This is a genomic window from Secundilactobacillus sp. MJ173 (assembly GCF_059704265.1).
On sequence record NZ_BAAKGN010000038.1, the window covers coordinates 36,811 to 51,019 of the forward strand.

A 14,209-nucleotide genomic window follows, 5' to 3' on the forward strand; every position below is an offset into this window, starting at 1 on the left:
CACTCCTAACCTAATCTTTTAAAATTGATAGACCTTCGCTTCATACGGGCGAATATTATCTCCTTGATCTTCTGAATAATTGCTAATCAATAATTTTGCGTTTGATGGCACATCAAAATGCCGTTTTAAGTTTTCTTTGGTGTAATTTAAAATTACTAGCAGGGTTGTATCAGCGTTTTGCCGTGTATAAGCATAGACTTGCTCATCTTTATCGTTATCCTTAACTAACTCATAAGTTCCATCCGTAATCACTGGTAACTCATGACGCAATTTGATTAATTTCTGATAGTAATAGAAAACAGAATCTTTATCGTTTAAAGCCTGTTTAACATTAATATCATGGTACCGTGGATTCATCTTTTCCCAAGTCTTATGTTCAGAGAAACCAGCATTTTTACTACTATCCCATTGCATTGGTGTCCGTGCGTTGTCCCGACTATGCTTGGCAATGTATCTCATCATCGTTTTACCATCAACTAACTTCTGTTGATCAACAATTTGGTGATATGAATTAATTGAGTCAAGATCGACATAATCATCAAGGTTATCAAAATAAGCGTTTGTCATACCAATTTCTTCACCCTCAAAGACAAATGGCGTACCTTGTTGCATGTGCAGCATCGTTGCTAACATTTTGGCACTCAAAACACGATATTCTTCTGTACTATCATCACCAAAACGTGATACTACACGTGGTTGGTCGTGATTATTCCAATAAAGAGAATTCCAAGCTTTTCCTGCTAAAGCTTCTTGCCACTTCGTTAAATTTGCACGTAAATCTTTAAGATTGGCTTTTCTGTCTGCCCACCGACCTAAGGCAGGGTTGTCGTTACCATCTAAGCCCATGTGTTCGAACTGGAATACCATGTTAAGTTCTTGATTATTCAAATTTGCATACTTTTGGGCTTCATCCGTTGTTACGGAAGGTGCTTCACCAACTGTAACAACATCATGTTTACTCATCACATTCTTGTTCATTTCTTGCAAAAATTCATGAATACGGTGCCCATTAGCAACTAATGGTTCAGGATTACCATAAAGTTCATCCGCACTCTTCTTGGCGTCTGGCAGACCTTCTGGCTTGGAAATATAGTTAATAACATCCATCCGGAAGCCATCAACTCCTTTATATGCCCACCAATTCATCATATCGTAAACAGAATTCCGTAATTTAGGGTTCTCCCAATTCAGATCTGGTTGTTCCTTAGCGAATAAGTGCAAGTAATACTGATTAGACTTATCATCTTTTTCCCAAGCAGGACCAGTGAAAAATGATCCCCAGTTGTTGGGAGCGCTTCCATTCTTCCCATCACGCCAAATATAATAATCACGATACGGATTATCCTTACCCTTTAGCGCTTCTTTAAACCATTGATGCTGGTCTGATGTATGGTTGACAACAATATCCATCATGATTTTTAGCCCGAGATCATGAGCCTTTTTTAGTAAAGCATCAAAATCTGACATAGTCCCAAAATCGGGATTAATTGCTTGATAATCCGAAATATCATAACCGTTATCAACTTGTGGAGATTTATAGATTGGGCTTAGCCAAACAATGTCAGCCCCAAGTTTCTTAATGTAGGCCAGACGTGACGTAATACCTGGGAGATCTCCAATACCATCATTATTACTATCCTGATAACTTGCAGGATAAATTTGATAAACAACTGCGTTACTCCACCATTTTTCCATATGAATACATCCCTCTATAAAATATTTTCAACACAACACTTAAAGATATCGGCCAAGTATCAGTTAAGCGATGTTTATATCAGAACAACATTTTTTAAATAAGTGCAATAAACTAGATCAACTAATGCTGCTCCTATGATTAATTAAAAAACACATTTGACAGTGCAAACGTTTGTACAAACGTTTGCACTGTCAAATGTAAGCCCTTCCATTCTTTCTGTCAAGCCGTATTTTTAATAATTCAACTTTTAATTTTCTCAACTCCAATCATAAAAGTCGTTACAAGTCCCATAAATAAACCGTTAATAACGTCAAAAACACCTGAGAAATTCAACGGAATTTCTCAGGTGTTTTTGACGTTAATTTTTTAAATACTACACGTTATTTCTGCTGACTTTCATTCAAGATAGTCACTTTACCATCCTTAACAGAAAGGATCACTGGTCCGCTCTTTGACTTCTTCACTTGCAGGGCATAACTCCCCTTTAAGGACTTGTCGATCGATTGAGACATCTTCAAATAGTTATCAGACATCGTTTTGATCGTTTTGGCGTTTGTTTTAGGATATTGCCACATGGTGTTGACTGCCTTAATGTACTTCGTGTTCGTTGGCGTTATCGTATACGTTTTGTTATCTTGATCAAAACTGACGTCACCAACGTTTTTACTATATGATTTTTGCAATTGCTGCAAGACGTTCTGTTCATTCTTATGTTGTTGTGCAATCGACGCAGCCTCTGAACTCTTTTTGGCAAAATATTGACTCGAATTAACATTCACCTTTTGTGAAGTTGCCTGCGTCTGTTTGGGTTTTACCCAACCATTTTTATAAACGTAGCCAAAACTAAATAACAAGCCTGCCACGCTAATAATCGTCAAAAAACGCGTCGTTCCTACTAAACCATTATAGTGAGCTGCATACCACCATGATAATCCCCCCATGACAGTCATCATACCAAATATAAATACTAGAATGATCCCCATTTTGATTACCCCCCTGAATATAATATTGAAGCTTGGAACTCATTTTTCAGTTTCCTGTATTACTTGTCTATTATAAGCCTTTTATACCGCAGAAGACTAGGGGGTACAAGGATTCAAAAGTTAAGTGTGACCATCCAAAAACGACTTACCTCAATCGCTAAAATGAGATAAGTCGTATTGATGTCACCGTCTTAAATAATACCTTGCGCCATCATCGCGTCAGCTACTTTCGTAAAGCCGGCAATGTTAGCCGCAGCTAGATAGTCAGTGCCAAGATGGTACTCTTCAGCGGCAGCAGAGGATTCAGCAAAGATGTTTTCCATAATGTCTTTGAGACGAGAATCGACTTCGTCAAAAGTCCACGCCAGTCGTTCACTATTTTGGCTCATTTCCAGAGCGGATACGGCCACACCACCGGCGTTAGCAGCCTTGGCTGGTCCCAAAATCACCTGGTGCGCTTTGAAAACAGCAACGGCTTCGGGTGTACATGGCATATTGGCACCGCAAGCAACAACTTGTGCACCGTTTTTAGCCAGGCGTTCTGCCTTAGGACCATCAATCTCGTTTTGAGTCGCACAAGGCAAGGCGATGTCGTAGTCCGTATCGAAGTCCCAAACTGACCCTTCATGATAGACGGCCGTTTCAACCCGTTCTGCATATTCTTTAATACGCCCTCGTTCAACTTCTTTGATCTGCTTAACGATTTTATAATCAATGCCATTAGGATCGTAAACAAACCCATTAGAATCTGATGCTGTCACAACCGTTGCACCTAATTCCGTAGCCTTTTGAATAGCATAAATAGCAACGTTACCAGAGCCTGAAATCTTAATTTTCTTTCCTTGTAACGTCATGTTTTGAGCCTTTAACAGCGCATCCGTATAATAGAGCAGGCCAAAGCCGGTAGCTTCAGTACGGGCTAGACTACCGCCGAAGGTCAGCCCTTTACCAGTTAAAACACCGGCTTGATAACCATTCAAACGGCGATACTGACCATACAAATAGCCAATTTCACGAGCCCCAACACCAATGTCTCCGGCTGGCACGTCCAAATCTGGGCCGATGTGTTTCTGAAGCTCCGTCATGAAACTTTGTGTAAAGCGCATCACTTCGTTATCTGACTTCCCTTTCGGATCAAAATCTGAACCGCCTTTACCACCGCCGATGGGTAACCCGGTCAAACTGTTCTTAAAAATCTGCTCAAAGCCAAGAAATTTAACAATCGATAAGTTAACTGTAGGGTGGAATCTCAAGCCACCTTTATAAGGACCGATAGCAGCACTAAACTGTACCCGAAAACCACGATTAACTTGAACCTTGCCATTATCGTCTACCCAGGGTACTCGAAATTGAATAACTCGTTCAGGCTCTACTAATCGACCAACAATATTCGCCTCAACGTACTCTGGATGGGCCTCCAACACTGGTGTCAGCGTTTTAAAGAAGTTATCAATCGCTTCCAAAAATTCAGTTTGATTAGGATCACGCTTTACAATGTCGGCGCGAACACTTGCTAAATAATCGTTTACAGTTGTCATGAAATCGGTCCTTTCTTAAATCAATCATCTTACACAGTGATGTCAGTTTAGCATATATAGGTTTACTAGTAAACATTTAAATTAAAAATTAATGAGTATAGTAAGGAACCGTGTCTTCAATTTGTATAGACGATATCGTGCATCAACACCCAGACTCCTGCTATCTAATACAAAACATGCCTATTCCAGCAAATTTTGTCGGATAGACATGTCTTTGTGTTGAATTTTGGAATCTACCGAGTTGTGTCACACGCTTACTACTCTTTCCACTTCATTTTTAACTCAACTTCATCCGTTTCTGGATTCACTGAACGATCATTGATTGCAAAGTCATGATTCTGAAAGAACCGGACTGCCTTACTATTTTTTTCATACACACTTAGACGAATCTGCGTATAGTCCGACTTCAATGCAAATAACAACAGGCTGCCAATCCCCTCATCCCGGTACCCGGGTTTAACAAACATGGCGGCCAGATAGTGTGTCTTCATCACTGCAAAACCCACGATTAGCTCATCTTGCAGTACAACATAAATCGTTGCTTTTTCGAATTGCTTTGAAACTTCGGCTACTTGATCCTGCCAATAATTTGCACCAATAAACGGGTGAGCATCTAAATTTCCTGCGAGCCAAATGGCCATCAACGCCTTCTCATTTGCTGCCGTCAAGTTCGCTAGTTTTTCAACTTTCACTTTTGACCCTCTCTTCTCTTTTTCTCTTTGATACCACTTTTAAGGTACGCTGCTCCGATGGAAATGGCAAGGTTTAGGACGGTCAATCGCTAAGCTTCAATATTTATTGTTTTAATCTTAATTTAATATTGAACTCATTTGTTTTTAATGTTATAGTAACTGCAATTCAACAAAAGGCATCTTGAATCACACTTAGACTTAGACAAGATTACCTTTTGAACCTAGGAGGTGACGTTGCTGTTTTAAGATTCCGTACATATGTATCGTTAAGACTAAATGGAGGACATGCGTATGAAAGAAACTACTGTAAAACGATGATGATCCCAGGTTCGCAAGCGAGTTTTGCTCATCAAGTAATCGCCATCCTGTCGACCATAATCAAGACATCTGAACGAACGATAGAAGTGCAAATTCCATTCTCTTAAGTTTAGATCTTTCATTATAGAAAGCGAACCGCGCTGACTGATAATATATTCAGTCAGCGCGGTTTTGTGTTATCTTAAACTCATAAGAATTTTATGGAAGGCGTGAACCCCAAATGATTCAAAAACAATATTATGGCTTGGGCACTGCCATCACCCTCTCGGTAAACGAACCAGCAACGACTGCTGATTTGGATGCTGGTAATGACCTTATCAAGCACTATGAGGATATTTTGACGGTTAATCGACCCGTTTCAGAAGTGATGTCCGTAAACCATGCAGCTGGTCAAGAACCGGTTCAGGTATCAGATATCACCTATCAATTGATCAAACGTGCCGTGGGAGTCAGCCAATGGCGCTTAGGCTTTAACACTGCCATTGGACCCCTGGTAAAACTATGGAAAATTGGCTTTGACGGCGCTAACTTACCGGCTGATTCAGACATTAAACAACGTCTTCAACTGATTGATCCAGACGATATCCAACTAGACGATCATAATCGAACCGTCTTTCTCACCAAAGCAGGAATGGAAATTGACCTTGGTGCCATCGCTAAAGGCTACATTGCTGATGCTGTCAAAACGTTATGGCTTTCTCGTGGCGTCGCGAGTGGCATTATCGACCTTGGCGGTAATATTTTACTGGTAGGCGACAGCAGTCATACTAATGGCTTATGGCGCATCGGTGTTCAAAATCCGTTGAAACAGCGTCATGTAGCCCTTGGCGTCCTTACCACAACTGCTAAGTCAATCGTCACTTCCGGTATTTATGAACGTTACCTAGTGATCAACGGTCACAATTACCACCATATGTTCGATTCCAAGACTGGTTACCCGATTCAAAACGACTTAGAAAGTGTCACCATTGTTAGCGATTTGTCCATTGACGGCGATATTTGGACCACTGAAGCCTTCTATCAAGATATCAATAAAGGGATCCCGTTAATTGAAAAACAGCCAGGACTAGACGCAATCTTTGTCACCCGTGACTTCAAGGTAGCTATCACTTCCGGTTTGAAAGACCACTTTGCATTAACGGACGATCAATACCAGATTATTTAGCGAATGAGAGTGTGACACAACTCGGTAGATTCCAGAATTTAACGCAAAAAACCGTATTCCGTCGAACTTTGTCGGAATACGGTTTTTTGCGTTAAATGGCCGGAATCTGAGTTGTGGCGCAGGTTTAGACTAGATTAAAGTATTGAACAAAAGCAAACTTTAAATTGTCTTTAAGTCAAGAAACCAAATGAAATTTTTACCAATATAGACTTATGGCACAACCTCATTTTAATACTACTTACTCAGCCTATTCATCTGTGGCTGAATCACCGTGGACCAAATACTCTTCAATAACACATAAGCAATCACCGCACCAACCAGTGCACTAAGGAAGAAACTTGGCACAAATAGCCAAAGTGCACCCTTCGCCCCTAATAGCAGTGCTGCAATTGGGTAAGCAACTATCGCACCTATGATACCAGTCCCAATCAATTCGCCAAACACTGCTGCAATCAGCCTTTTAGTGTATCTGAATAGCAAACCGCTTAAAAAAGCACCGAACATGCTACCAGGAAAAGCTAGAATCGTACCAGTCCCCAGCAAATTACGAATTAAGGACGTTAAAAACGCCTGTGTCATTGCCCACCAAGGTCCTAATAAGGCCCCAGATACAACGTTGATTAAGTGTTGCATTGGCGCAACTTTGGCTACACCCACTGTAAATTCAAATAAACTGCCACCGATTACACCTAATGCCACAAGAACCGAAGTTAGGGTTAAATAATAAACTCTTTTATTCATGCGTTTGCTCCTCTCTATTCTCCTGCATAGTCAGCCACTTACCTAATCCGTCATCAACGGGTACTTTTTGGTGACCACCCCTGTCAGATAAACGCCTAATACTAGCACTAGTAGCAAGAAGAAGGTCGTCCCCAAAAAGAAGTCCAACTTCTGCAACCACGAATAACCAACAACGCCGATTAGCCACCATAAAAAGTTTAATGGTAATGAAAGTCGTTGATGCATCAAGAAGACGCTGACAAATAAGATGGCAAATAGCGGTGTGAATACCGCCCCGATAGCGTATAAAAAGTTCTGGTAGTATGCCATTGAAACAAACAGTGCAATCAGTAAACCTAACACCGTAATCCCAATCGCAATCAAATTAACTGCTTTAGTCTTTACCAAATTAGCGATATTAGTAGCTGCCGAATAGGCATCCATGAAGGTCGTGGTTACCGTTGAAAAAACGATCACTAGCAGAGCAATCATCCCCATACTGGAATGCGAAAGCACGGTTGTAAAATTAGATTGGCCGGTTAAAATCACCGTGAAAAGTCCCAGTGAAAACATGGCCACACTGGCAATAAAGTAGCCGCTCACACTGGCCATACTGGTGCGAAACGGTCGATCGGTATGCTGAGTGTAATCGCCAATCAGTGGCAACCAGGAAAGTGCCATGGTCACGTTAAGTTCAACTGCACTGCCAAAACTCAATGGCGCGAGATCGGTACTATTTTGCAAGCGGCCCTCCTTCATAATGGTCCACAGCATCAGGATCATGCCAATGGCTAGTAAGACAACGATGACGTTATTCACTTTGAAAAGCCAGTCGTGATCCATTAATAGCCAAACCACGATCAACACCGCCACGATGAGTGACATCACCAATACTGATTGATAGTTGAACAACGCCTTTGATAGCCCATTCATCGCCTGTTGAGCATTGACGATCATTACCGCCGTCCACCCTAGTAACTGCAGCGCATTTAGCATTGAAAACAGCCCAACGCCCTGTTGCCCAAAAACCGTCTTAGTGGCTTGGATTGCCGTCCTATTCTGCTGAGCTGATAGATAACCAGCAGGTAGCAGAAAAACAAAACAGCCAATCACGTGCCCAACTAAGATCGCTAGCAAGCCGCTTTTCCAACCTAATGGTGCAATGAGTGTCCCGGTCACAATCTCAGCGATTGAAATCGCCGCACCCATCCAAAGCAGAAATAGCCCGCTTGGTTTCGTATTTCCCATTAAAAGCCCCTCTTCCAATAAAAAAGGTCCTTCAGCCGCAGTTAGTTCCGCGCACTGAAAGACCATCATTGTATATTGATGTTCACGTACACTTTCCTTCGCAAGTATTAACTATACAGGTTCGAAGGGACTAGATTCATCTATCTCAGCCATATGGCGCCCCTAGTGCATTTAATTTTCAGTTATTATTTTAGCACACTTCTCATTAATACGCGTGAATCGTAAAGCGTAATTATTACAGTTTAATTAAATCAAGTCTAATTAGTGGTAATTCGAATTGATTATTGGTAAATTATTACCATTGTTGTGACGGCATCAAATACTACTAACACCATTGACCTGGCAATTACTTAATGAATTTGTTGCACTAATATCACTAAGTCATTGGAGGAAACATGGCAAAAAAATCAAAGATTGCAAAGTATAACAAGCAACGTGAACTCATCGCAAAGTATGCCACTATTCGGCGTGAACTAAAGGCGCAAGGCGACTACGAAGCCTTGGCCCACCTGCCAAAGGACTCTAATCCTAATCGGCTACGTAACCGGGACGGATTAGACGGACGGCCACGCGGTTACATGCGCAAGTTCAATATGTCCCGTTTGAATTTCCGGAAATACGCTCACCTTGGTCAAATTCCTGGTGTCCGTAAGGCCTCATGGTAAAGTTATAAGGAGATCAATCATGGAAAAGACTGATATGGCTAGCGCTTACCGGCGACTTAAGAGTCCCAGTTTGAAGACCCGTAAACGGGCGATGAAAATCATCCGCGACGCTAAGCGTAATGCCGCTAATACGAAAAAGTAATTTTAAGCCTAAACAGGTTAAAAAGCGCCTTAGAATTGAAAGCTGACTTTATCAGCCAAATTCTAAGGGGCTTTTTTAATTTGATTAGCTTGGCACTACTTTAAAGTGAATCAGACTCCGGTCGTCAAATGAGCGATTGCCAGACACAGTACCCTTAGTTGACCGGTATTCATGGCTGCAAGTGGGATCATTTTGCAAAACCTCTCGTAGACTTGCCTCCGACTCAGCCAAATTACCTGCTGCTTTAGGATAGCCGTCACTCGCTAACACGATTTGGTGCTCCGCGTTTGATAGTGGGTAGACCTTTAACAGTGAATCTGGGATGGGCTGGCCGTTAAAGATCGCATAACCCCACTCGCTATCAGCTACATTAGCAAATTGAGTCGCCTTTAAAATCCACGGCAAAATAGCTGTACGACCGGGATCCGACTGCTTATCATCAGGGGATAGCCGCAGAACCAAACTGCGCATATTCGATAAAACCAAGTCACTTGGCTTGGGATTAGTTAGCAGCTGACCATCTAGATTAATTTGCGCATCACCAACCTGCCACAGTTCATTACGAAAACGAGAATAAACCACGGCAACGGCTTGCAGCCCCTGGCTATCACGATCAACTGGAAAATCAATTTGATGATAAAAAGTGACGAATGCTTGATTTACTCGCTCTATCAGCACTGACAACGTGGCGTTTTTAGGCAACCGTTCTACAACGCCAGCAATCATGGTAGACGCTATTTTTCCAGTTGTCTTACCCTGGTACTGAAACTTCGATTTACTGGTGACACCGTCAACGATGGCAATAAAATCAGGCGTATTGACGATGGTATCCTCACATTTTTCATCGTTCACTTTGCCTTGAACAAACGCTTCTAAGACTTGCACTGATACCAAAATAACACCTCCAACGATAGGTTCTATCACTATCATAGCGAGTTAAAGATAATTCTGTAAAATATTACACCCTAATTCGGTAATTTTACTAGTCGAATCGCGCCCTGAAACTCAGATTTCAGAATATAATACCTAAAAACGCCACCCCGATAAGAACCATCGGAATGACGTTTTTAAGTGCTATATTCTGGAATTTACCGAGCCTCGTCGCACACTCATTCCAGGATCTAACCGAGTTGCTTCACACCCGTTTTTTCTTTATCAGCATCATACATATACTGACGGGTCATTGGTAGGCCAGTACCACTTGGTGCTTTAACCAATAGGTATTGCATGACATCAATGTTGCCACCTTCAAATGAACCTGCGCAAGCTTGTAAATACATGCCCCACATGCGGGCAAATTCTTTACCATACTTTTCAACAGTCTTATCTTCAACCTTCTGGTAGTTTTCGTACCACATTTCAAGGGTCTTTTGATAATGACGACGTAATGGTTCAAGGTCGGAAAATTGTAACTTAGCATCCATAATGTGCTTTAAGTTTTCAGCAACGTTAGGAATGTAACCACCAGGGAAAACGTACTTGGTGATAAACGGATCAACTCCAGCGCCTTCGTGTTGGCCGGTGATACCGTGAATCAAAGCACGGCCATTAGGCTTCATGAAGTCGGCAACCTTTTGGAAGTACAAGCCAAGGTTTTCCTTACCAACGTGTTCGAACATCCCAACAGAAGTGACGTAATCAAATTGATCATTCACTTCACGGTAGTCTTCTAGTAACACGTCAACCTTGCCTTCAAGGTGGCGTTCTTTGATTTGTTGCTGCGTGTAATCATATTGTTCCTGACTAAGGGTGATCCCAGTAGCATGCAAACCATATTCTTCAGCAGCGACAAATAACAACGTACCCCAGCCGCTACCAATATCCAATAAACGTTTGCCAGGTTCTGGTTGTAGTTTATTCAAAATATGGTGTACCTTGTTCATCTGTGCTTCTTCTAAAGTATCATCATCGTGCTCAAAATAAGCGCATGAGTAAGTCATGGTCTTATCTAACCACATCTCATAAAAGTCATTACCAATGTCGTAGTGGCTTTGGATGTCTTTTTGACTGTTCTTTTCGGAATGTGAACGTTTTGGAAAATGCTTGATAAATGGATTATTGGTCAAAAAACTATGATCAGTACGGAATGCCGAAGCAACCAACTCTTCAATGCTGCCATCAATCTCAATGGCACCCTTCATATAGTCTTCAGCTAATGTCAATGTTGGCTCGTCAGTGAAGCTCTTTAAAGGAAGTTCTTCATTAAATTGGATTTTAACGACTGGTTCGCCGTCACCATAGGTTTCCTCTTTACCATCCCAATAGGTTACTGAAACTGGAATATCAAATGCATGGCTCAATAACTGTCGATACACGGTTTTTTCTAACACGTAACTGCCTTCTCTCTTACAAAATTAATGCTGTTCGATTAGTTAACCATGTTAACTTAATTGACACATCTACTAACTAATTGATTAGACTACAAGTCATTACGTGTTTTGTCAACGATTCGGATTTTCATTAATAAACGAATAGACGCTAATATCGGTTACCCTATAAAAGGCTTACAACCAGTGTTACGCGAGGCTATGCATCCGCCATTTAAATCGGAAAAAGAGTAGAAATTCTAATTGTTTTCTTAGTTTACTAAGCAACTTATGGATAATTGATTTAGAACTGTTCTATCTTGCAAATTAGCTCATAAATAAATTTATAGAGTGATGAAATCCGTGCTACAGGTGTTTTTCGCTCACGTAATCGAACTGATGTTTAAACACTGCATATTGATATTTCATCAGAGTGACGATACTATATATAGTGTCGAGTTGAGAAGGAGGAAACGCCATGCAAGTTGCAGTTAACCGTTTAATTACATTATCAGATAAATTTATTGAAAAGGCCAAAGCCGAGATCAAACCACACTGGGGTGAGCTTGGGTGGGTCACTTACAAACGTACATATTCGCGTTGGATTGAGGCGGAAAATCGCCATGAAGAATGGGACGAAACCGTTAAGCGAGTTGTTGAAGGAAACATTAACCTGGATCCCCGTCTTCACGAGGATCACATCGACCCAGAGGTGATCAGCGAACTAGAAACAGAAGCACAAGACCTCTTTAAGTTAGTCTATAGCCTTTCCGCTACGCCATCTGGCCGGAATTTATGGATCTCTGGGACGCCCTATCAAGAGCGTAACGGTGATGCATTAAATAACTGCTGGTTTGTCGCGGTTCGGCCACAACCATATGGTGACAGTCATATTGTGCCGGAATACCTTGATCAAGATCAGCCAGCTGTTTCAATGCCGTTTTCGTTTATGTTTGACCAGTTGATGAAGGGCGGCGGTGTCGGTTTTTCTGTTGTACAGAGTAACGTTTCACAGATTCCAGCCGTCGATAACAACGTTCACTTAACGATTTTAGTAGATGAAGCAAGCCAGTCCTACACCGATTCCATTGCTTTAGGCGCGACTGATAAGCAAGAATGGTTGAACGACCATTCCTTAGATGAGGGCTGGTACTACAAATTACCTGATACTCGCGAAGGCTGGATTTTAGCGAACGCTCATCTCGTAGATATGCACTTCAACGCAACTAATCCGGAACACACGAACAACTTAATTTTAGACGTCAGCGACATCCGACCAAAGGGTGCTAAAATCAAGGGCTTTGGCGGTACCGCTTCTGGGCCAATGCCACTAATTGAAATGTTGTTTGACACAAATACCCTGTTAAACTCTCGTGTGGGTCAAAAACTATCTTCAGTAGACTGCACCGATATGGGTAACTTGATTGGTAAAACCGTGGTGGCCGGAAACGTGCGGCGTTCTGCTGAATTAGCCTTAGGTTCTAGCGACGACGATGCCTTCATTACCATGAAGCAGGATCAAAAACAGCTGTACCATCATCGCTGGGCATCTAATAACAGTGTTGCGGTTGATACGCATAAGACCGATTATACTGCGGTTGCTGATTCTATTTTACACAATGGCGAACCCGGGATCGTTAACCTAGAATTATCCAAAAACTACGGTCGCTTGATCGACGGCCGCCAGGAAGGTATTGACGGCGCCGTCGAAGGAACGAACCCTTGTGGCGAGATTTCACTCGCTAACGGAGAACCTTGCAACCTCTTCGAAGTCTTCCCTTCCGTTGCAACGGAACAGGGCTTTGATCTTGATCAAGCCTTCACGCTAGGAACCCGCTTCACTAAGCGGGTAACCTTTAGTCACTACGATTGGGAAGTTTCCCGAAAAGTCATTAACCAGAATCACCGAATTGGTATCTCCATGTCAGGAATTCAAGATTGGATCTTGAAAACCTTTGGTAACCGGGTAGTCCGCGGCTTTAAAGACGGTATCGATCCCGAGACCCATGAAGCAATCAAAGAACCCGTTTATGACCAACGGGTGATTGCTAAATTTGACGAACTTTACCACGATATTGTTGCAGCCGACAACGCATATTCCAACACGTTGGGCTGTGCCACTTCCGTGAAGCATACGACCGTTAAACCTTCAGGGACCGTTGCGAAGTTAGCCGGTGTTTCTGAAGGTATGCACTTCCACTATGCAGGCTACTTGATTCAGCGGATTCGCTTCCAAGATAGTGATCCACTACTGCCAGCATTACGGCTCTCTGGTTACAAGGTTGAACCAGACGTTTACACCAAGAACACGGTTTGTGTTGAGTTCCCGGTTCGGGCCGCTCACGCCGACAGTAAGGAGTTTGCTTCTGCAGGAACTGTGTCAATTGAAGAACAGTTCGCTACCCAAGCCTTCTTACAGAAATATTGGTCAGATAACGCTGTGAGCTGCACGATCACCTTCCAGCCGGAACAAGAAGGTAGTCACATTGCCGGTCTAATGAAACAATACCGACACAGCATCAAGTCCACTTCGTTACTGCCTTACAGCGGCAGTGACTTTAAGCAGGCGCCTAAAGAACCAATTTCAAAGGCGGTTTATGAACAGCGCCGTGCCCAGATCACCAATAACGTGAAGGACGTGTACGACTCACTGAAAACGATGGACAAAAAAGATTTGGATCTACTAGATCAATCTGATTGTATCGGTGGTGCTTGCCCAGTGCGGTAGCATGAGTC

12 protein-coding genes and 1 riboswitch are annotated in these 14,209 nt (G+C 42.2%); of the genes, 4 read left to right on the plus strand and 8 right to left on the minus strand.

Going from position 1 to position 14,209, the window contains the following annotated elements; translation table 11 throughout:
- Positions 1–18: 18 nt before the first annotated feature.
- The 4 genes from AC6H04_RS06385 to AC6H04_RS06400 all read right to left on the minus strand — a co-directional run bounded on the left by AC6H04_RS06385 (position 19) and on the right by AC6H04_RS06400 (position 4,909).
- Positions 19–1,695 carry an alpha-glucosidase gene (locus AC6H04_RS06385; protein WP_497570906.1) on the minus strand — a complete coding sequence of 559 codons (1,677 nt, stop codon included), beginning with the start codon at positions 1,693–1,695 and terminating at the stop codon, positions 19–21.
- 381 nt (positions 1,696–2,076) lie between these two features.
- Positions 2,077–2,679: a hypothetical protein gene (locus AC6H04_RS06390; RefSeq protein ID WP_497570907.1), complete on the minus strand. Its 603-nt coding sequence runs from the start codon at positions 2,677–2,679 to the stop codon at positions 2,077–2,079.
- Between the two features lie 191 nt (positions 2,680–2,870).
- A complete protein-coding gene (gene gdhA, locus AC6H04_RS06395; RefSeq protein WP_497570908.1) occupies positions 2,871–4,217 on the minus strand; it encodes an NADP-specific glutamate dehydrogenase in 1,347 nt (448 codons plus the stop codon).
- 257 nt (positions 4,218–4,474) lie between these two features.
- A complete protein-coding gene (locus AC6H04_RS06400; protein WP_497570909.1) occupies positions 4,475–4,909 on the minus strand; it encodes a GNAT family N-acetyltransferase in 435 nt (144 codons plus the stop codon).
- A gap of 538 nt (positions 4,910–5,447) precedes the next feature.
- On the opposite strand from AC6H04_RS06400, the gene AC6H04_RS06405 reads away from it, so the two are divergent.
- The gene (locus tag AC6H04_RS06405; RefSeq protein WP_497570910.1) at positions 5,448–6,392 is read left to right on the plus strand and encodes an FAD:protein FMN transferase; all 945 of its coding nucleotides are present in this window, start codon (positions 5,448–5,450) and stop codon (positions 6,390–6,392) included.
- Positions 6,393–6,626: 234 nt separating this feature from the next.
- Here AC6H04_RS06405 and thiW read toward each other — a convergent pair whose 3' ends face one another.
- Both thiW and cytX read right to left on the minus strand, forming a co-directional pair.
- Positions 6,627–7,133: an energy coupling factor transporter S component ThiW gene (thiW, locus tag AC6H04_RS06410; RefSeq protein WP_497570911.1), complete on the minus strand. Its 507-nt coding sequence runs from the start codon at positions 7,131–7,133 to the stop codon at positions 6,627–6,629.
- Between the two features lie 42 nt (positions 7,134–7,175).
- Positions 7,176–8,360, minus strand: coding sequence for a putative hydroxymethylpyrimidine transporter CytX (cytX, locus tag AC6H04_RS06415; protein WP_497570912.1), 1,185 nt, complete (start codon positions 8,358–8,360; stop codon positions 7,176–7,178).
- A gap of 76 nt (positions 8,361–8,436) precedes the next feature.
- Positions 8,437–8,534, minus strand: a riboswitch (TPP riboswitch).
- 221 nt (positions 8,535–8,755) lie between these two features.
- Between cytX and rpsN the strand changes: the two genes are divergently transcribed.
- Both rpsN and AC6H04_RS06425 read left to right on the plus strand, forming a co-directional pair.
- Positions 8,756–9,025 carry a 30S ribosomal protein S14 gene (gene rpsN, locus AC6H04_RS06420; RefSeq protein WP_497570913.1) on the plus strand — a complete coding sequence of 90 codons (270 nt, stop codon included), beginning with the start codon at positions 8,756–8,758 and terminating at the stop codon, positions 9,023–9,025.
- Positions 9,026–9,044: 19 nt separating this feature from the next.
- Positions 9,045–9,167: a putative metal homeostasis protein gene (locus AC6H04_RS06425; RefSeq protein WP_497570914.1), complete on the plus strand. Its 123-nt coding sequence runs from the start codon at positions 9,045–9,047 to the stop codon at positions 9,165–9,167.
- A gap of 84 nt (positions 9,168–9,251) precedes the next feature.
- On the opposite strand, the gene AC6H04_RS06430 is transcribed toward AC6H04_RS06425, so the two are convergent.
- Positions 9,252–10,061 (minus strand): hypothetical protein, encoded by an 810-nt coding sequence (locus AC6H04_RS06430; protein WP_497570915.1) that lies wholly within the window; start codon positions 10,059–10,061, stop codon positions 9,252–9,254.
- Positions 10,062–10,288: 227 nt separating this feature from the next.
- Complete coding sequence (locus tag AC6H04_RS06435; protein ID WP_497570916.1) at positions 10,289–11,497, minus strand: class I SAM-dependent methyltransferase; 1,209 nt, start codon at positions 11,495–11,497, stop codon at positions 10,289–10,291.
- Positions 11,498–11,951: 454 nt separating this feature from the next.
- On the opposite strand from AC6H04_RS06435, the gene nrdJ reads away from it, so the two are divergent.
- Positions 11,952–14,201 carry a ribonucleoside-triphosphate reductase, adenosylcobalamin-dependent gene (nrdJ, locus tag AC6H04_RS06440; protein ID WP_497570917.1) on the plus strand — a complete coding sequence of 750 codons (2,250 nt, stop codon included), beginning with the start codon at positions 11,952–11,954 and terminating at the stop codon, positions 14,199–14,201.
- Positions 14,202–14,209: the final 8 nt, after the last annotated feature.